The sequence below is a fragment of the Streptomyces canus genome, from assembly GCF_030816965.1.
GTDB classification, from domain to species: Bacteria; Actinomycetota; Actinomycetes; order Streptomycetales; family Streptomycetaceae; genus Streptomyces; species Streptomyces canus_E.
The window spans coordinates 6754422-6772507 of record NZ_JAUSYQ010000002.1 but is presented as its reverse complement, the minus strand read 5'-3'; the positions used below and the strand labels follow the sequence as shown (position 1 = coordinate 6772507).

At 68.6% G+C, this 18086-nt stretch carries 16 protein-coding genes and 1 pseudogene; 10 read left to right on the top strand and 7 right to left on the bottom strand.

Annotation, left to right across the window (positions count from 1 at the left end):
* Positions 1-42 precede the first annotated feature (42 nt).
* From QF027_RS32235 to QF027_RS32225, 3 genes are all read left to right on the top strand, one after another.
* The gene (locus QF027_RS32235; RefSeq protein ID WP_306976471.1) at positions 43-303 is read left to right on the top strand and encodes a UBP-type zinc finger domain-containing protein; all 261 of its coding nucleotides are present in this window, start codon (positions 43-45) and stop codon (positions 301-303) included.
* A 260-nt stretch (positions 304-563) separates the two neighbouring features.
* Positions 564-977 (top strand): anti-sigma regulatory factor, encoded by a 414-nt coding sequence (locus QF027_RS32230; protein WP_004925829.1) that lies wholly within the window; start codon positions 564-566, stop codon positions 975-977.
* Between the two features lie 17 nt (positions 978-994).
* Positions 995-2140 carry an RNA polymerase sigma factor SigF gene (locus QF027_RS32225; RefSeq protein WP_306976483.1) on the top strand — a complete coding sequence of 382 codons (1146 nt, stop codon included), beginning with the start codon at positions 995-997 and terminating at the stop codon, positions 2138-2140.
* Positions 2141-2719: 579 nt separating this feature from the next.
* On the opposite strand, the gene QF027_RS32220 is transcribed toward QF027_RS32225, so the two are convergent.
* Positions 2720-3169: a hypothetical protein gene (locus QF027_RS32220; RefSeq protein WP_307078609.1), complete on the bottom strand. Its 450-nt coding sequence runs from the start codon at positions 3167-3169 to the stop codon at positions 2720-2722.
* Between the two features lie 169 nt (positions 3170-3338).
* Between QF027_RS32220 and QF027_RS32215 the strand changes: the two genes are divergently transcribed.
* A complete protein-coding gene (locus QF027_RS32215; RefSeq protein WP_306976487.1) occupies positions 3339-4307 on the top strand; it encodes a diacylglycerol/lipid kinase family protein in 969 nt (322 codons plus the stop codon).
* A 321-nt stretch (positions 4308-4628) separates the two neighbouring features.
* Positions 4629-4886 (top strand): WhiB family transcriptional regulator, encoded by a 258-nt coding sequence (locus QF027_RS32210; RefSeq protein WP_006142322.1) that lies wholly within the window; start codon positions 4629-4631, stop codon positions 4884-4886.
* Positions 4887-5068: 182 nt separating this feature from the next.
* Here the strand turns inward: QF027_RS32210 and QF027_RS32205 are convergent, their stop codons facing one another.
* Positions 5069-6544, bottom strand: a complete 1476-nt coding sequence (locus QF027_RS32205; protein ID WP_208612928.1) for a sensor histidine kinase — start codon at positions 6542-6544, stop codon at positions 5069-5071.
* Between the two features lie 362 nt (positions 6545-6906).
* Positions 6907-7548 (bottom strand): TetR/AcrR family transcriptional regulator, encoded by a 642-nt coding sequence (locus QF027_RS32200; protein WP_306976500.1) that lies wholly within the window; start codon positions 7546-7548, stop codon positions 6907-6909.
* Positions 7549-7644: 96 nt separating this feature from the next.
* Between QF027_RS32200 and QF027_RS32195 the strand changes: the two genes are divergently transcribed.
* Positions 7645-8397 (top strand): SDR family oxidoreductase, encoded by a 753-nt coding sequence (locus QF027_RS32195; protein WP_306976502.1) that lies wholly within the window; start codon positions 7645-7647, stop codon positions 8395-8397.
* A gap of 592 nt (positions 8398-8989) precedes the next feature.
* Positions 8990-9775: a glucosamine-6-phosphate deaminase gene (gene nagB / locus QF027_RS32190; RefSeq protein ID WP_306976504.1), complete on the top strand. Its 786-nt coding sequence runs from the start codon at positions 8990-8992 to the stop codon at positions 9773-9775.
* A gap of 100 nt (positions 9776-9875) precedes the next feature.
* Here the strand turns inward: nagB and QF027_RS32185 are convergent.
* The 4 genes and pseudogenes from QF027_RS32185 to QF027_RS32170 form a co-directional block, all read right to left on the bottom strand.
* Positions 9876-11361 (bottom strand): annotated as a pseudogene (locus QF027_RS32185) (glycoside hydrolase family 3 protein).
* 9 nt (positions 11362-11370) lie between these two features.
* Entirely contained in the window at positions 11371-12213 is an 843-nt protein-coding gene (locus QF027_RS32180; RefSeq protein ID WP_307078607.1) for a carbohydrate ABC transporter permease, read from the bottom strand.
* Complete coding sequence (locus QF027_RS32175) at positions 12210-13190, bottom strand: carbohydrate ABC transporter permease (protein WP_307078605.1); 981 nt, start codon at positions 13188-13190, stop codon at positions 12210-12212. Before QF027_RS32175 ends, QF027_RS32180 begins: the two co-directional genes overlap by 4 nt.
* 75 nt (positions 13191-13265) lie before the next feature.
* Positions 13266-14549, bottom strand: coding sequence for an extracellular solute-binding protein (locus QF027_RS32170; RefSeq protein ID WP_307078604.1), 1284 nt, complete (start codon positions 14547-14549; stop codon positions 13266-13268).
* Positions 14550-14855: 306 nt separating this feature from the next.
* On the opposite strand from QF027_RS32170, the gene QF027_RS32165 reads away from it, so the two are divergent.
* The 3 genes from QF027_RS32165 (at position 14856) to QF027_RS32155 (ending at position 18041) form a co-directional block, all read left to right on the top strand.
* Complete coding sequence (locus QF027_RS32165) at positions 14856-15620, top strand: GntR family transcriptional regulator (RefSeq protein WP_306976514.1); 765 nt, start codon at positions 14856-14858, stop codon at positions 15618-15620.
* A gap of 113 nt (positions 15621-15733) precedes the next feature.
* Entirely contained in the window at positions 15734-17869 is a 2136-nt protein-coding gene (locus QF027_RS32160; RefSeq protein WP_307078602.1) for a carbon starvation CstA family protein, read from the top strand.
* Positions 17844-18041, top strand: a complete 198-nt coding sequence (locus QF027_RS32155) for a YbdD/YjiX family protein (protein WP_306976518.1) — start codon at positions 17844-17846, stop codon at positions 18039-18041. The genes QF027_RS32160 and QF027_RS32155 overlap by 26 nt, the downstream gene beginning before the upstream one ends.
* Positions 18042-18086: the final 45 nt, after the last annotated feature.

Below are 18086 nucleotides of genomic sequence, written 5' to 3'. Positions count from 1 at the left end.
TTTGTGCGCGTCCGCCCGCGCGACCGTCGTAACCTGGCAATCATGAAACAGTGCACGCACGCCGAGGCGCTGCCGCACCCGGAACCCGAGCCGCTGGCCGACACGTGTCCTGAGTGCCTGAGGGACGGTACCCACCCGGTACAACTGCGCCTGTGCCTGTCCTGCGGTCACGTCGGCTGCTGCGACTCCTCGCAGGGACAACACGCGACGAAGCACCACAAGGACTCCGACCACCCGATCATGCGGACTCACGAACCAGGTGAGAACTGGCGTTGGTGCTTCGTGGACCATGTCCTTGTGTGACCCTGGACCGTCGGGTTCCAGGACGGTTCGACCGTCTGACGTCTGGGTACGTCAACCCGGCGCGCGTTCTTCCCAATTGGAGCCGCAAACCCCTAGACACGGAGCGTGTTCGCAGTTTTACTGTGAGTGACGGCAAGGGGTTGGGGTCCCGGGGACAGGAAAGTCGAGAGCGCGATAGCGTCACCGCTGAACCACACTTCGCGTTACTCCGGGGGGCGACCCTCGGCCCCCGTAAAGCTTGTACCACCTTGGAGGTGAGGGTGTCCCAGATCGCAGGCGAGCCCGCGACCCAGGACTTCGTCGAAGTCCGGCTGCCGGCCGCGGGTGCCTACCTGTCGGTGCTGCGGACGGCCACGGCCGGCCTCGCAGCCCGTTTGGACTTCACCCTCGACGAGATCGAGGACCTGCGCATCGCGGTGGACGAGGCCTGCGCGATCCTGCTCCAGCAGGCCGTGCCCGGCTCGGTGCTCAGCTGCGTCTTCCGACTCGTCGACGACTCGCTGGAGGTCACCGTCTCAGCCCCGACCACGGACGGTCACGCACCCTCGCGGGACACCTTCGCCTGGACCGTCCTCTCGGCCCTCGCGGGCAAGGTCTCGTCGGCCGTGGACGAGGACAAGACCGTTTCGATCAGCCTCTACAAACAGCGCGGCGCGGGACCCGGGCCGGCGTGAGGAACGGGGACGGGCCGGTGCGGGACGAAGAGCGCGGCACACGGGAGCTGCCGGCCGAGGGTGGACACCGCCCTCCGTGCCCGAGCGGCGCCGACAGCCTGGGCGACGACGGCCCCGGCGGTTCCCGACGCATGGCGGACGGCATCGACGGCATCCCCGAGCAGGCCCGGCCGCATCCGGAGCAGGACGCGGTCGACGCCACGGCGACCGGCCTCCTGGACGACGGGCAGCGTGATCGGAAAGGTGCCGTGCAGGGTGCGCCTCCGGCAGGGCGGGCCGGGGTCTTCCCGGTGCGGACGGAGGCGAGGGCTCGTGGAAGGGCAACGGGCGGGACGATGAGCGAGCACGAGCGAAACGCAGAGGACGGCGTGGCGGGCGCGAACAACACGCCGGTCCCGCGGCACGATCCCCAGGACCGCAGCGGGGCACGCGCCCTGTTCGTCGAGCTGCGCGCGCTGAACGACGGCAGCCCGGAGTACGCGGAGCTGCGCAACAAGCTGGTCCGGATGCACCTGCCGCTCGTCGAGCACCTCGCGCGCCGCTTCCGCAACCGCGGCGAGCCGCTGGACGACCTCACCCAGGTCGCCACCATCGGCCTGATCAAGTCGGTCGACCGTTTCGACCCGGACCGCGGGGTGGAGTTCTCGACCTACGCGACCCCCACGGTCGTGGGCGAGATCAAGCGTCACTTCCGCGACAAGGGCTGGGCGGTGCGGGTGCCGCGACGCCTGCAGGAACTGCGCCTGGCTCTCACAACGGCCACGGCGGAACTCTCCCAACAGCACGGCCGCTCCCCCACGGTCCATGAGCTGGCCGAGAAGCTGGCCATCTCGGAGGAGGAGGTCCTGGAGGGCCTGGAGTCCGCCAACGCGTACTCCACGCTGTCCCTGGACGTCCCCGACACGGACGACGAGTCCCCGGCGGTGGCGGACACCCTCGGCGCGGAGGACGAGGCGCTGGAGGGCGTCGAGTACCGGGAGTCACTCAAGCCGCTGCTCGAGGATCTCCCCCCGCGCGAGAAGCGAATCCTTCTCCTCCGCTTCTTCGGCAACATGACCCAGTCGCAGATCGCCCAGGAGGTCGGCATCTCCCAGATGCATGTCTCCCGCCTGCTGGCCCGCACCCTGGCCCAGCTCCGGGAGAAGCTGCTGGTGGAGGAGTAGGCCCAGGGTGCCGCCCCACGCGGCGGTTCCGTCACGGGCCCAGGCTTCGGAGGAACGGGTTCGGGGTCGGCGACATCCACTTCGGGCCCGACGTCACCGCTCGCCACCGAGCGCCGGCCTCGGGCCCGGGAGCAGGCCGGAGGCCGTCAACCGCGTCCGCCCTACGACCCCACCGGCGCTCTGAGACCACGGTCCGACGGCTCGACCCCAGCCACCCCCTCAGGTGCCACCGCCGCGCACCAGACCGACAGCCGCCGCGCCCACCGGAACCGCACTCGCCACCCCCTCGGCGCCACCGCCACCCCCGGCCGACAACCGCACACCGAACCGACAGCCGCCGCGCCCACCGGAACCGCACTCGCCGCCCGCACCTGGGTTCCTGGACGATCGCCCGCTACCTCGGCCACGGATCGATCCGACGCCGGCACTCGGAAGCGGCTGCAACGGCTCGACCCGACCAGGCAGCCGCCGTGAGCCCTACGGCCGCTGCCCGCCGCCTCGGCCCGCAGCGCTGTCGGCACTCAGAGCCGACAGCCGCGGCTCGCCCTCCGGGCGACGCACCCCGCCCGCCCCCTACCGCTACTGCTTGCCGTCGGGTGCCCGTCCCGGGCCCCTGATGCCGAGGGCCTGGGTCGTCGCCGGGTTGATCAGGAGGATCAGCGCGGTCACCGCGACGACCGCGAGGGCGATGCCCGCCGGGATCGCCACGCTGTCGGCCTGGAGGAGGTTGTAGGCGACGGGCAGGGCCATGATCTGGGTGATGACGGCCGGACCCCGGCTCCAACTGCGCCGAGCCAGCAGTCCGCGCGCGGCGAGGAGCGGCAGCAGTGCGAGGACGATCAGCGTGACGCCACCGGTGACGGCCGACTGCCGGTCGTCCGGGTCACCGGCGAGGCCCTCCACGAGCATCCAGGCGCCTCCCACGACGAGCGCGAGCCCTTCCAGCGCGGCCAGGGCGGCGGCATACGTCAGGCGCCGCGGGCGCGGACCGGCGGTCTCGGGGATGGCGGGGGTCTGCTCGCTGCTCACCCCTGAAGGGTAGCCCTCGCCCCCGAAGCCTCACGGGTGAGGAGCGGGCAACGCACACGGCCGCACTCAGGTTGCCTCACGCCGCCGTGGCAAGGTTCACGCGCCGAAGCCTTACGTGATCCCTACCTCGGCCTGTGCCCGGTACCACCCAGTAGGTACGCTGCAACCCATGCGTGCACTTCTCGTGGTCAATCCGGCGGCAACCACCACAAGCGCACGTACGCGCGATGTCCTGATCCACGCGCTCGCGAGCGAGATGAAACTGGAAGCGGTCACCACCGAGTACCGCGGCCACGCGCGCGACCTGGGCCGGCAGGCGGCGGAGAGCAAGGACATCGACCTGGTCGTGGCCCTGGGCGGCGACGGCACGGTCAACGAGGTCGTCAACGGCCTCCTGCACGCCGGCCCCGCCCCCGAGCACCTCCCCGGCCTCGCCGTGGTCCCCGGCGGCTCCACCAACGTCTTCGCCCGCGCTCTCGGCCTGCCCAACGACGCCGTCGAGGCCACCGGCGCCCTCCTGGACGCCCTGCGCGAGAGCAGCGAGCGTACGGTCGGCCTGGGTCTGACCTCCGGTACACCGGGCACCGAGGACGAGGCCGTCCCGGGACGCTGGTTCACGTTCAACGCGGGGCTCGGCTTCGACGCCGGTGTGGTCGGGCGGGTCGAGCAGCAGCGTGAGCGCGGCAGGAAATCCACCCATGCTCTCTACGTCCGCCAGGCACTGCGCCAGTTCTTCGGCGAGGCGCACCGCCGCCACGGGACGATCACCGTGGAGCGTCCGGATGCCGAGCCGGTGACCGATCTGGTCCTTTCCATAGTCTCGAACACCTCTCCGTGGACCTTCCTCGGCAATCACCCGATGTACGCGTCACCTAAGGCCTCGTTCGATAAAGGCCTCGACGTACTCGGTCTCAGCCGTATGACGACGACCGCGATCACCCGATATGGCACCCAGTTGCTCACTTCGTCCCCCGAACGCGGCCCCCATGGCAAGCACGCCGTGTCCCTGCACGACCTGGACCAGTTCACCTTGCATTCGAAGGTGCCCCTGCCCCTCCAGATGGACGGCGACCACCTCGGACTGCGTACGAGCGTGACGTTCACAGGCGTACGCCGTGCACTGCGTGTGATTGTGTGAGCAGAAGGGGCTAAAGTCCTTTCACTCGAACGTTTAGACCAGGGTCCACCCCATGGAAGTACGGCTGTGACCTAGTCGACACCGAGGAATCAAAAAAAACTTTCCGGAAGGGGTTGTATCCGCCGCTGAGGTTTGCGAGTCTCTACGTGGCGGTCGGGACAGCCCGCAACATCAGCGTCCACAGGCCACCGGAACCCCTCTTCAATCCACAGGACCACGCCGGGGAAGACTGGGCGGACGGCCCTTCACTTGTTGAGGGATTCGTGAAAGCGTTCACATTCACAAGCAACTTGCATGTAATACCAAGGAGAGGTAGCAGCCATGGACTGGCGTCACAACGCCGTTTGCCGCGAGGAAGACCCCGAGCTCTTCTTCCCCATCGGCAACACCGGTCCTGCGCTGTTGCAGATCGAGGAAGCCAAGGCCGTCTGCCGTCGCTGCCCCGTTATGGATCAGTGTCTGCAGTGGGCGCTCGAGTCCGGTCAGGACTCCGGCGTCTGGGGTGGTCTCAGCGAGGACGAGCGTCGCGCCATGAAGCGCCGTGCCGCCCGCAACCGGGCCCGTCAGGCCTCCGCCTGACATACCCACCCCGCACAGCCTGAGCTTGGCGGCGCGTACACCGCGTACGCTTCTCCCGCCCCCGAGCCGCAGCGCGCAGTACCCCCGATGCGCAGCAAACGCTGGCAACGAGCATTTGAGCCCCGGACCCCTGAACGGTCCGGGGCTTTTTGCTGTGCCGGTGCCCCGGCCCGTGCGCGGATCTACTTGTGCGCCAGCACCGGTACGTCCAGGATCACTCGGGTGCCGCCTTCCGGTGCCGGGACCATGTCGAACGTACCGCCCAACTCGCCCTCCACCAGCGTCCGTACGATCTGCAGGCCCAGATTGCCCCCGGTGTGCGGGTCGAAGCCCTCGGGCAGACCGACGCCGTCGTCCTGGACGGTCACGAGGAGGCGGGCCTCCTTGGTGGTACCGCCGCGGACGGCCGAGACCTCGACCGTGCCGGTCTCGCCCTCGCGGAACCCGTGCTCCAGGGCGTTCTGCAGGATTTCCGTCAGGACCATCGACAGGGGGGTGGCGACCTCGGCGTCCAGGATGCCGAAGCGTCCGCTGCGCCGGCCGGTGACCTTGCCCGGGGAGATCTCGGCGACCATCGCGAGCACCCGGTCGGCGATCTCGTCGAACTCCACGCGCTCGTCCAGGTTCTGAGACAGCGTCTCGTGCACGATCGCGATGGAGCCGACCCGCCGTACCGCCTCTTCGAGGGCCTCCCGGCCGCGGTCGGACTCGATGCGCCGGGCCTGGAGGCGGAGCAGGGCCGCCACCGTCTGGAGGTTGTTCTTCACCCGGTGGTGGATCTCCCGGATGGTCGCGTCCTTGGTGATCAACTCGCGCTCGCGGCGGCGCAGTTCGGTCACGTCCCGTAGCAGGACCAGTGAACCGATGCGCGTGCCCTTGGGCTTGAGGGGGATCGCCCGGAACTGGATGACCCCGTCGTGCGCCTCGATCTCGAACTCGCGGGGTGCCCAGCCGCTGGCCACTTTGGCGAGCGCCTCGTCCACCGGGCCCCGGGTCGGGGCGAGTTCGGCGGTGGTCCTGCCCAGGTGCTGGCCGACGAGGTCGGAGGCGAGGCCCATGCGGTGGTACGCGGACAGGGCGTTCGGGGAGGCGTACTGGACGATGCCGTCCGCGTCCAGCCTGATCAGCCCGTCGCCGACGCGGGGGGCGGCGTCCATGTCCATCTGCTGGTTGGGGAACGGGAAGGAGCCGGCCGCGATCATCTGCGCCAGGTCCGACGCGCTCTGCAGATAGGTCAGTTCGAGACGGCTCGGGGTGCGCACGGTGAGCAGGTTGGTGTTGCGCGCGATGACACCGAGGACGCGGCCCTCCCGTCGTACCGGAATCGACTCGACACGGACGGGGACCTCCTCGCGCCACTCAGGGTCGCCCTCGCGCACGATCCGGCCCTCGTCGAGCGCCGCGTCCAGCAGGGGGCGGCGGCCGCGCGGGACGAGGTGGCCGACCATGTCGTCCTGGTAGGAGGTGGGGCCGGTGTTGGGCCGCATCTGGGCGACGGAGACATAGCGGGTGCCGTCGCGGGTGGGGACCCACAGAACGAGGTCGGCGAAGGAGAGGTCGGAGAGCAACTGCCACTCCGAGACCAGCAGATGCAGCCACTCGAGGTCGGAGTCGTCGAGGGCGGTGTGCTGGCGGACCAGTTCGTTCATGGAGGGCACAGGTGCGAGCGTACCTGGGGGTATGTGAGTGACCTAAAAACACCTGGCCCGAGAACACCCGCGGGCCGCGGCGCCTGGGAAGGACCCTCAACCTTCCCGGCACCGCAGCCCGGAGCAATATCGGCCGTGGGGTGTGCGGTCCCGGTCGGCCGAGGATGAGGACCCGGGGCAGTCAGGGCAGAGAGCTCCGGTTCCTCGGTCCGCCTTCCTGTGCGGGGAAGACGGAAGTCACACGTTCAATTGTGGACTAGACCACTAGGTGTGTCCATGCGTTGGAGCCTGTTTGTTGTTGGAGCTTTCCCTCACGGGAGTCAACTAGTCGGACGCCCTAACAACCACCACGCAGCCTAACCCGTGTGGGTTCATGTGCGGGGCCAGATAGTCATGGCAATTTCCGCGACCGCCTCCAACTCCTCCCGGCTCGCTCCGTCGCGCGCCTGTTGCGACATGCCCTGGATCACCGCCCCGACGTGCCGGGCGAGCGCGGTGGCATCGGTGTCGGCGGACAGCTCCCCCGCGGCGATCCCCGCCCTTATACGGCTCTCGAAGGCGGCGATGTTGGCGTTGCGCCGCACCCGCAGCGACTCCTCGACCTCCGGGCTGGAGCAGTTGGTGGCGGCATGGATGACCAGGCAGCCGTGCGGGCGGCCGGGAGCCGTGTACTCGACCGCGGCCTCGCGCAGCATCCGCTCCATCGCGGCCCGGACGGTGGGCTCCTCGGCGAGAGCCCGGTCACCGAAGGAGCCGTACCGCGCTCCGTACTCCTGCACGACCTCCTCGAACAGCGATCGCTTGTCACCGAAGGCCGCGTAGAGGCTGGGGGCGCCGATACCCATGACGCGGGTGAGGTCGGAGACGGACGTGGCCTCGTAGCCGTGCTCCCAGAACGCCAGGATCGCCTTCTCCAGAGCCGTCGCCCGATCGAAGGACCGCGGTCGACCGCGGAGTCTCGATGTCCCGGCTGCGGTCTTGACCTGCGCTTCCGTCTCGTCGCTGCTCACCATGGAGTGAATTGTATAGCGGGTACTAGATAAAGGACCGAGGTGCCCTGTACGGTTTTTCTGTAGCGACCGATAGAAAAATGTGAAAGGGGCGTCGGCATGGGCGTGCTCACGGGCAGGACAGCGCTGGTGACGGGAGCGAGCAGGGGCATCGGGCGGGGCATCGCCGAGCGCCTCGGACGGGACGGCGCGCGGGTGGCGGTGCACTACGGCAGGAGTGAGGCGGCGGCGAAGGTGACGGTGGCCGCGATCGAGGCGGCCGGCGGCTCCGCCTTCACGATCGGGGCCGAGCTGGAGACACCGGGAGCCGTCGAGGCCCTCTGGGAGGAGTTCGACCGGCACGCGGACGGGCTGGACATCCTCGTGAACAACGCGGGAATCGGCGCCTCACGCCCCATCGAGGAGATCGACGAAGGGGAGTACGACCGGCTCTTCGCGGTCAATGTGAAGGCACCGTTCTTCCTGGTCAAACAGGCTGCGATACGACTGCGGGACGGCGGCCGGGTCATCAACATCTCCTCTGGACTCGCCCGCACCGCCGCCATGCCGCACAACATGGCCTACGCCATGACGAAGGGCGCACTGGACGTTTTCTCCCGGGATCTGTCCAAGGTCCTGGGCGCCCGGGGCATCAGGGTGAACTCGGTGGCACCGGGCCTGATCGACACCGACAACACTGCCGGGTTCCTGCACGGCACCGAGGGCGGCTGGGCGCAGGCGGAGGCATATTCGGCGCTGGGACAGGTGGGGACACCGGCTGACGTCGCGGACGTGGTGGCGTTCCTGGCGTCGGACGACGGGCGCTGGGTGACCGGGAGCTGGGTGGATGCGACGGGGGGTTCGATGCCGTGAGGCGCCCGGCAGGGCACGGGACGTCTCCGTAACCATCACCCTGCCCGGCAGGGCCCAGGAGGGGGATCTCCGTAACCGTCATCGTCCCGCACGTCAGGCCCAGAAAGTCGTCGCCACCACTCCCCGCCCAGCAAGGCACAGAACGTCCCCACGACCCAGGGCGTCCCCGTCACCTTCGCCCCGCCCGGCACGACGCAAGACGCCCCCACCACCATCTCCACACCTGGCACGACCCGGCACGTCGCGATGGGGCGACGCGCCCAAGGGCACCCGATCCGGCGGAGTACGGGGGCGACCAGGTCACCCAAAACCGTTCGTGATGTCCGCAGTGACCAGATACGGGCACAACACTCACGGTGGCCATGGCCTCTATTCCACCCCCCTCCCGCTCCACCGCGTGGACATGGGGCCTGTCCGGGATGTGGCGCGGTGATGGCTTTCGTGGACCTGGGCCGGGGAACCCGATTCTGTTAGATTGGTCTAAACCACATGGGCTGCACCGGGTTCGGTAGAGCCCTCTCGGTTCACACCGTTTCTCCAGATCAGACCGTCACTCCAGATCAGACCGTTTCCTCAGATCGGCAGGCCCAGCGTGGAAGTTGTCATCGTTCCGGACGCCAAGGCGGGTGGCGAGCTCATCGCCGGGGCCATGGCCCAGCTGCTCCGGCGCAAGCCCGACGCCCTCCTCGGCGTGGCCACCGGCTCGACCCCGCTGCCCATCTACGAGGCGCTGGCGGCCAAGGTGCGGTCCGGTGCCGTGGACGCCTCGCGGGCGCGGATAGCCCAGCTCGACGAGTACGTGGGGCTGCCGGCCGAGCATCCGGAGTCCTACCGTTCGGTGCTGCGGCGCGAGGTGCTGGAACCGCTGGGGGTGCCGATGTCCTCGTTCATGGGGCCGGACGGGACGGCGGAGGACATCCCCGGTGCCTGTGAGGCCTATGACTCGGCGCTGGCCGATGCCGGGGGTGTGGATCTGCAGTTGCTCGGGATCGGGACGGACGGGCACATCGGTTTCAACGAGCCGTGTTCCTCGCTGGCCTCGCGGACTCGGATCAAGACGTTGACGGAGCAGACCCGGGTGGACAACGCGCGGTTCTTCGACGGGGACATCGACCAGGTCCCGCATCACGTCATCACCCAGGGCATCGGGACCATCCTGGAGGCTCGGCATCTGGTGCTGCTCGCCACGGGTGAGGGGAAGGCCGATGCGGTTGCGGCGACTGTGGAGGGTCCGGTCGCCGCCGTGTGTCCTGCGTCGGCGCTTCAGCTGCATCCGCATGCGACGGTTGTGGTCGACGAGGGTGCCGCTTCCAAGCTGAAGCTGGCGGACTACTTCCGGCACACCTTTGTCAACAAGCCCGACTGGCAGGGGATTTAGGGCGGTTCTCGTCTGCCGGGTGTTGTCGGTCGCGGTGGCGCAAAGGTGCCGGTCCCTTCATGGGACCGGCACCTTTGCGCCGTACAGCCCTACTACAGCCCTACACCCCCGCGATGATCTCCGCCGCCGCTCTGCCGCAGACCCGGGCGGCGCCGTGGGTCGCGATGTGCAGGGATCCTCGGGCGGGGGCCTGAGGGAGGCCCATTTCGATCACGATCGTGTCGGGGCGGGGTTCTGAGGACGGTGTCCAGGGCCGCTCCCATCCAGGCGTGGCGGTGTTCGTCGCGCACCACGGCCACGATGCGGCGGGGGCCGGCCGCGGCCAGGGTGGCGAGGCCCGCGTCCTCGCCGGCGAAGCTGCCCGTTTGCGTGCCCGGGATCAGACGGGCGAGTTCGGCGGCGACGCCCCAGGGCGTTTCGTCGCCGACGGCCACATTGGCCACCGGGGTGAAGGCGGCGACGTAAGGCGCCGTGGCGAGGGAGGTGAAGCCGTCTGCGCCGGTGATGCGCAACGCCCTTCGGGCCGCGCGCAGTCCTACCTCCTCGTCGGCCGGCAGCTGCGCATCGGCCGCGCCGGCCGCCGTCCAGTGGGCCAGCGTGCGGACGCGTTCCGCCGCTTGCGCGAGCCGCTCCTCGGGGAGTTCGCCCGAGCGCACCGCCGAGACCAGGGCGTCGCGCAGGCGCCGTACCGTCTCGTCGTCGGCCAGGCCGCCGCCCACGCAGATCGCGTCGGCGCCGGCGGCGATGGCCAGGACGCTGCCACGCTCGATGCCGTAGGTGCCGGCGATGGCCTGCATCTCCATGCCGTCGGTGACGATGAGGCCGGTGTAGCCGAGTTCGCCGCGGAGCAGGTCGGTCAGCACCTGGCCGGACAACGTGGCCGGACGGTCCGGGTCCAGGGCCGGGACCAGAATGTGGGCGGTCATCACCGCGCGGGTTCCGGCGGCGATGGCCGCGCGGAACGGGGAGAGTTCACGCGAGCCCAGGACAGAGGTGTCCACGTCGATGCGTGGGAGCGCGTGGTGGGAGTCGACCGCCGTGTCGCCGTGACCCGGGAAGTGTTTGGTGCACGCCGCCACGCCGGCCGACTGGAGGCCGGTGACGTAGGCGGCGGTGTGCCGGGCGACCAGTTTCGAGGAGGCGCCGAAGGAGCGGACGCCGATCACCGGGTTGGACGGGTTCGAGTTCACGTCGGCCGAGGGGGCCCAGTTGAGGTTGACCCCGCAGGCCGCGAGACGGCGGCCCAGTTCCGCGGCCACCTCTCGCGTCAGTTCCACGTCGTCCACCGCGCCGAGGGCGTGATTGCCGGGGAAGGACGAGCCGGTGCGCACCTCCAGGCGGGTGACGTCACCGCCCTCCTCATCGATGGCCACCAGGACGTCGTCGCGTTCGGCGCGCAACTGGGCCGTCAGGGCGGTCAGTTGTTCCGGCGAGGCGATGTTGCGGCCGAACAGGCCGACCGAGGCGAGGCCCTCACCGAGGCGGCGCAGCAGCCAGTCGGGGGCGGCGGTGCCGGTGAAGCCGGGCTGCAGGACGGTCAGCGCGTCGCGGGTCAGCGTGTCTGTGCCGCTGGCGAATGTCGTCATCGGGGGGCGTTATCCCTTCACGGCGCCCGCGGTGAGGCCCGCGGCCATCTTGCGCTGGACGAGGAGGAAGAGGACCACGATCGGCACGGCCATCATGGTGGAACCGGCCATCATGGGGGCGTATTCCGTGCCGTGTTTGGTGGTGAAGTTGCCGAGCCAGACCGTCGCGGTCTGGTTCTTCTGGCTGAGCAGCATGAGGGCGTAGAGGTACTCGTTCCAGGCCTGGACGAAGGCGTAGACCGAGGTGGCGACCATGCCGGGGGCCAGCAGCGGGAAGACCACCCGCAGGAAGGCGCCCGTGGGCGAGCAGCCGTCGACCATCGCCGCCTCCTCCAGTTCCTTCGGGATGTTGACGATGAAGCCGCGCAGCGTCCACACCGTGAAGGGGAGGATGAAGGTCAGGTACGTGATGATCAGGCCCGACAACTTGTCGTACTGGTCGAGGTCGTTGAGGAGCAGGAAGACCGGGATGATCATCGCGACCAGGGGGACCATCTGGACCGCGAGGATGCCCACGATCACGACCCTGCGGCCGCGGAAGGCGAAGCGGGAGATGGCGAGGGCGGCCAGGGTGCCGACCACGACGCCGATCGCCACGACCGACAGGGAGACGATGAGGCTGCGGCCGACCGGGCCCCAGAAGTCGGCGATGTCCAGTGCGCGGCTGAAGTTGCCCAGCGTCAAGCCCGTCGGCAGCAGGCTCGGGTCCGGGTCGATGGCGTCCTTCGCCGGTTTGAACGCCGTGTTCAGCATCCAGTAGACGGGGAAGCCGGCGGTGACGAAGACGAGGAGGCCGAGGAGGTTCCAGCCGGCCTTCGACTTCCGGCGGGCCCCAGGAGCAAGCGTGCTCATTCGACCTCTCCGATCTTCAGCATCTGGCGCATGTAGACGGCGACGACCCCGAGCAGCAGGAGCACGGTGATGAGGGCGATCGCCGAGCCCTGCCCGTAGTCGTTGACCACGAAGGCGCGGTCGTACGAGTACGTCGTCAGGATCTGGAACTCCGGCTCCGGGTGGCCGTTGCGCATGACGAACACCTGCGGGAAGACGCCCATGTCCCAGATGACCGAGAGGGTCGTGAGCATCACGATGAGCGGCTTGAGGATCGGCAGGGTGACGTGCCGGAAGATGCCCCACGCGCCCGCGCCGTCCAGCCGGGCCGCCTCCTCCAGCTCGGCCGGGACCTGGGTGAGCCCGGCGCTCAGGGTGATGACGACGAAGGGCACCGCACCCCAGACCACGAGCAGCATGATCACGGCCAGGCCCTGGGGACCGCTCGCGAACCAGTTGTGGCCGATCATCTCGACCCCGGGCAGCTTGCTCAGCAGCGCGTTGAGGATGCCGTAGTCCGCGTCGAACAGCCACTTGAAGACCGTGGTGGCGACGACGATCGGCATGCCCCAGCTGGCCACCAGCACGATGTTGACGAGGGTCTTCACCCAGCCGGAGACCTGCTGGAGCAGCAGCGCGATCAGCATGCCGGCGACCATCGTGAAGATGACGCACCCGGCCGCGAAGACGACGGTCCGGACGACGACCGCCCAGAACTCACCGTCGTCGAGGACGCCCGTGAAGTTGTCGAATCCGATCCAGTCAGCGGGCAGGAAACCCCACAGCTGGGACTGTCCGAACTTCTGGAAGGACAGCGTGACCAGGCGGACCAGCGGATAGCCGAGGACCAGCACCAGGATCAGCAGACAGGGGGCGAGCAGGAGCCAGGGGGTGGCGTTGAAGGTCCGCTTTCTGCGCGGCAGAACCGGCCTGGACGGCGGTGGTACCGACATCGGCGGCGGCACCTCGGTGGGGGTGGTCGTGTCTGCGGCACTCATCGCGTGCTCCTCAGCGGTCCTTCACGTCGTACGAGAGGCAGGGCCCCGCTGTTCTCAACGGGGCCCTGCCTGCGGTCACTTGGTGTTGATGACCTTGTCGATCGCGGCGTCCGCTTCCTTCGCGGCGGCCTCGACCGACTTCTTGCCGGTGCCGATGTTCTGCAGCATGGTCTGAAGGATCTGGGCCTTCTCGACCTGGCCCCAGCCCGGTGCCATCGGGACGAACCAGTTGGACTCGGCCGCGGTGGCCGGGACCGCGGTCGCCGGGTCGTTCTTCAGGGTGGCGAGGTCGGTCTTGTTGTTGGGCAGGTTGCCCTTGGCCATCAGGCCCTTCTGGCCGGAGGGACCCGTGAAGGCGTTGATCCACTCGGCGGCGACGGCCTGCGCCTTCGACTTCACCGGGACGGCGAGGTCCGAACCGCCCAGGAAGACGGGCATGTTCTTGCCGGAGGGACCCGGCATCACGAAGTTCTCGAGGTTGTCCTTGAGCTTGCCGGTCTTGTCGTTCTTCGGGTCGGCGGAGGTCGCGCCCTCCCAGGCCGCGCCGAAGATCATGCCGGACTTGCCCTGGCCGTAGACGATGTAACGGTCGTTCTCGTCCTTGGTCTTGTCGCCGTGCATGTACTTGTCGACGACGTTCTTGAACTCGGTCAGGCCCTTGACCGACTCGGGCGAGGAGAGGCTGGCCTTCCACTGGCCGCCGTCCTCCTTGGCGATGGAGCCGCCGGCGTCGTAGACGAAGGACATGGCCGCGTACCAGTCACGGGTGGGCTGGTACCAGGCGGAGAACTTGTCGCCCTCCTTCTTCTGGGCCTTGTCCAGGGCGGCGGTGAGCTCCGCGTAGGTCTTGGGCGTGGACTTGACGCCGACCGAGGCGAAGACGTCCTTGCGCCAGTTGCCGACGCGGCCGCCCGCGTAGTAGGGGACGCCGTAGGTCTTGCCGTCGTAGGACACCGAGGCCTTGAGACCGTCGAGCCAGGCGGACGAGTTGGTGAACTTCGATGGGTCCAGGGGTGCGAAGGCGCCCTTGACCATGTAGCCCAGCATCTCGGTGTTGCCCATCTCGACCACGTCGGGGGCCTTGTCGGTGGCGAGGACCGCGTCGAGCTTGGTGTTCTTGTCCGGCCAGCCGTAGTACTCGTGGTTGATCTTGATGCCGGGGTGCTTCTTCTGGACCGCGGCGTCCGCGGCCTTCACCAGCTCGGGCCAGTTGTTCTGAGCGTCGACGGTGAGCCAGACGGTCAGCTCCTTGGCGTCCGCGCCGCTGTTGTCCGAACTTCCGCTGTCGCTGTTCCCACATGCCGCGACGGAGACCACCATGCCCGCGATACCGATCGCGGCTGCCAGCTTGCGCTTCACGCCACCCTCCTCAGGGATGCCCACACCTCCCGCCCACAGGCCGGGACCTGGACCAATGGTGTAGACCAGTAGGGGGAGCTTGGACCAGACCACGAAGCCTGTCAAGAGCCCGCCAAATGGCTCTGACCAGCCGTTATGCGAGCTACATATGCAGGAACCATTAGTAAAGAAGCCAGCGAAAACAGCGGCACCGGAGTACTGTCGTCCGCTAGACCACTCACCTCGGTGGACTAGACCAAAAGAGACGGCGACGGTATACAGAAGGGATCACGATGTGATCCGCATCCGGAGCCGGGAAGGCAGACCATGAGCAGCGACGTCAGCAGTGCGGAGACCGAGGGCGGGGCAGGCGTCCGTACCGCGCGCGTGCCCAAGTACTACCGCCTGAAGAAGCACCTGCTCGACATGACGGAGACCCAGTCGCCCGGCACCCCGGTACCGCCCGAGCGCACGCTGGCCGCCGAGTTCGACACCTCCCGCACCACCGTGCGCCAGGCCCTCCAGGAGCTGGTGGTCGAGGGCCGGCTCGAGCGCATCCAGGGCAAGGGCACCTTCGTGGCCAAGCCGAAGGTCTCGCAGGCGCTGCAACTCACCTCCTACACCGAGGACATGCGCGCCCAGGGTCTCGAACCCACCTCGCAGCTGCTCGACATCGGCTACATCACCGCCGACGACCGTCTCGCCGAGCTCCTCGACATCACCGCCGGGGGCCGGGTGCTGCGCATCGAGCGCCTGCGCATGGCCAACGCCGAGCCGATGGCCATCGAGACGACCCACCTCTCCGCCAAACGCTTCCCGGCCCTGCGCAGGTCACTGGTCAAGTACACGTCCCTCTACACGGCGCTCGCCGAGGTCTACGACGTCCACCTCGCCGAGGCCGAGGAGACCATCGAGACCTCCCTGGCCACCCCCCGCGAGGCGGGCCTGCTCGGCACCGACGTGGGCCTGCCGATGCTGATGCTGTCCCGCCACTCGTCCGACAGGACGGGCGAGCCGGTGGAGTGGGTGCGGTCGGTGTACCGGGGCGACCGGTACAAGTTCGTGGCCCGCCTCAAGAGGCCTGTCGAGTAGTCCTTTCCGGTAGTCCCTTTCGGTAGTCCTTTCCGGTGCCGCACGCGGTGTAGCGCAACCGCACATCCTGCTCTACGGTCCTTCCGACTCCGTCTGGACGGGAGGACCGCCTCGTGCGTACCGCGAACGTCCGAACCATCGTCATCTGGACCCTCGTCGCCCTCGTCGGCGCCGCCGGCTGGTCCGTGCTCGCGCTCGCCCGGGGTGAGGACGTCTCCGCCGCCTGGATGGTCGCGGCCGCCCTCGGGTCGTACGCGATCGGCTACCGCTTCTACTCGAAGTTCATCGCGTACAAGGTCCTGAAGGTCGACGCCACCAGGGCCACCCCGGCCGAACGCCTCAACAACGGCATCGACTTCCACCCCACCGACCGCCGTGTTCTGCTGGGACATCACTTCGCCGCCATCGCGGGCGCCGGACCGCTCGTCGGCCCGGTCCTGGCCGCGCAGATGGGCTATCTCCCCGGCACGGTCTGGATCATCGCGGGGGTCATCTTCGCGGGCGCGGTGCAGGACATGGTGGTGCTGTTCTTCTCCACCCGAAGGGACGGACGCTCACTCGGGCAGATGGCCCGCGAGGAGATCGGCCCCTTCGGTGGCGCGGCCGCGCTGATCGCCGCCTTCGCCATCATGATCATCCTGCTCGGCGTACTGGCCCTCGTCATCGTCAACGCCCTGGCCGCCTCGCCCTGGGGCACGTTCTCCATCGCGATGACGATCCCGATCGCCCTGCTGATGGGCTTCTGTCTGCGGGTACTTCGCCCCGGCCGGGTCGCCGAGGTCTCCCTCATCGGCGTGGGCCTGCTGCTGCTCGCGCTGGTCGCGGGCCGCTGGGTGGCCGAGTCCTCGTGGGCCGGCGCCTTCACTCTCGCGCCCTCGACGCTGGTCGTCTGGCTGGTGGCGTACGGGTTCATCGCCTCGATCCTGCCCGTGTGGATGCTCCTGGCGCCCCGCGACTACCTCTCCACCTTCATGAAGATCGGCACGATCGCCCTGCTCGCCCTCGGTGTCGTCATCGCGCTGCCGACGCTGAAGATGGACCCGGTGACGGACTTCGCCTCGCGCGGCGACGGTCCGGTGTTCGCGGGCTCTCTGTTCCCCTTCGTCTTCATCACCATCGCCTGCGGAGCACTGAGCGGCTTCCACTCCCTGATCTCGAGCGGTACGACGCCGAAGATGATCCAGAAGGAGACGCAGGTCCGGATGATCGGCTACGGCTCCATGCTGATGGAGTCGTCGGTCGCGATCATGGCCCTGGTCGCGGCGAGCATCATCGACCCGGGGCTGTACTTCGCGATGAACGCGCCGCCCGGTGCGATCGGCACGACCGTCGAGAACGCCTCGCAGGTGGTGACCGGTTGGGGTTACTCCATCTCCCCCGCCGAGCTCGCCCAGGCGGCGAAGAACGTCGAGGAGGCCACCCTGCTCTCCCGCACCGGCGGCGCCCCGACCCTCGCCGTCGGCGTCTCGGAGATCTTCTCCAAGGTCACCGGCGGGAGCCTCCGCGCCTTCTGGTACCACTTCGCGATCATGTTCGAGGCACTGTTCATCCTGACCGCACTGGACGCGGGGACGCGCGTGGGCCGGTTCATGCTCCAGGACATGCTGGGCACCGTCTACCGGCCGTTCAAGAACATGAGCTGGAAGCCGGGACTGGTCCTGACCAGCGCGATCGTGTGCGCGCTGTGGGGCTACTTCCTGTGGGTGGGCGTCCATGAGCCGCTCGGCGGGATCAACCAGCTCTTCCCGATCTTCGGCATCTCCAACCAGCTGCTCGCCGCGGTCGCGCTGGCCGTCTGCACCACGTTGCTGGTGAAGTCGGGGCGCCTCAAGTGGGCCTGGATCACCGGGATTCCGCTCGTCTGGGACGCGACCGTGACGCTCACGGCCAGCTTCCAGAAGGTGTTCTCCGGCGACCCCAAGGTCGGCTTCTTCAAGCAGCGGTCCGTGTTCCAGGACGCCATCGACGACGGCAAGGTCCTGCCGCCCGCCAAGAGCATGGACGACATGCACACCGTGGTCACCAACTCCACGGTCGACGGCGTCCTCACGGCCGTCCTCGCCCTGCTGATCGTGGTGGTGATCGCCGACGCCCTGCGGGTCTGCGTCCGGCACCTGCGCCGTCCCGCGCTGTCCACACTCAGCGAGGCGCCGTACGTCGAGTCGAAGATCCTGGCCCCGGCCGGTCTGATCCCGACCCGGGAGGAGAGGGAGGAGGCGCGGGATGCGGTCACTCCGACGGGCGTTTAGGGCCGTACGCTGGTACGTCCGTGAGCTGACCGACGAGTCGGCCTACGACCGCTATGTCGCGCATGTGCGCCAGGACCACCCGCAGGCGCCGGTGCCGACACGGCGTGCGTTCGAACGGATGCGGGCGGAACGTCAGGAAGAAGATCCCCGCCAGGGCTTCCGCTGCTGTTGATGCTGCTGTTGATGCTTCACAGAATCGACATACCGATATGCGGAC

Excerpts from the sequence above, each read along its gene's own strand:
- QF027_RS32235 (WP_306976471.1), top strand. The coding sequence starts at position 43 with ATGAAACAGTGCACGCACGCCGAGGCGCTGCCGCACCCGGAACCCGAG.
- QF027_RS32215 (WP_306976487.1), top strand. The coding sequence starts at position 3,339 with ATGCGTGCACTTCTCGTGGTCAATCCGGCGGCAACCACCACAAGCGCA.
- QF027_RS32210 (WP_006142322.1), top strand. The coding sequence starts at position 4,629 with ATGGACTGGCGTCACAACGCCGTTTGCCGCGAGGAAGACCCCGAGCTC.
- QF027_RS32200 (WP_306976500.1), bottom strand. The coding sequence starts at position 7,548 with ATGGTGAGCAGCGACGAGACGGAAGCGCAGGTCAAGACCGCAGCCGGG.
- QF027_RS32195 (WP_306976502.1), top strand. The coding sequence starts at position 7,645 with ATGGGCGTGCTCACGGGCAGGACAGCGCTGGTGACGGGAGCGAGCAGG.
- QF027_RS32180 (WP_307078607.1), bottom strand. The coding sequence starts at position 12,213 with ATGAGCACGCTTGCTCCTGGGGCCCGCCGGAAGTCGAAGGCCGGCTGG.
- QF027_RS32175 (WP_307078605.1), bottom strand. The coding sequence starts at position 13,190 with ATGAGTGCCGCAGACACGACCACCCCCACCGAGGTGCCGCCGCCGATG.
- QF027_RS32165 (WP_306976514.1), top strand. The coding sequence starts at position 14,856 with ATGAGCAGCGACGTCAGCAGTGCGGAGACCGAGGGCGGGGCAGGCGTC.
- QF027_RS32155 (WP_306976518.1), top strand. The coding sequence starts at position 17,844 with ATGCGGTCACTCCGACGGGCGTTTAGGGCCGTACGCTGGTACGTCCGT.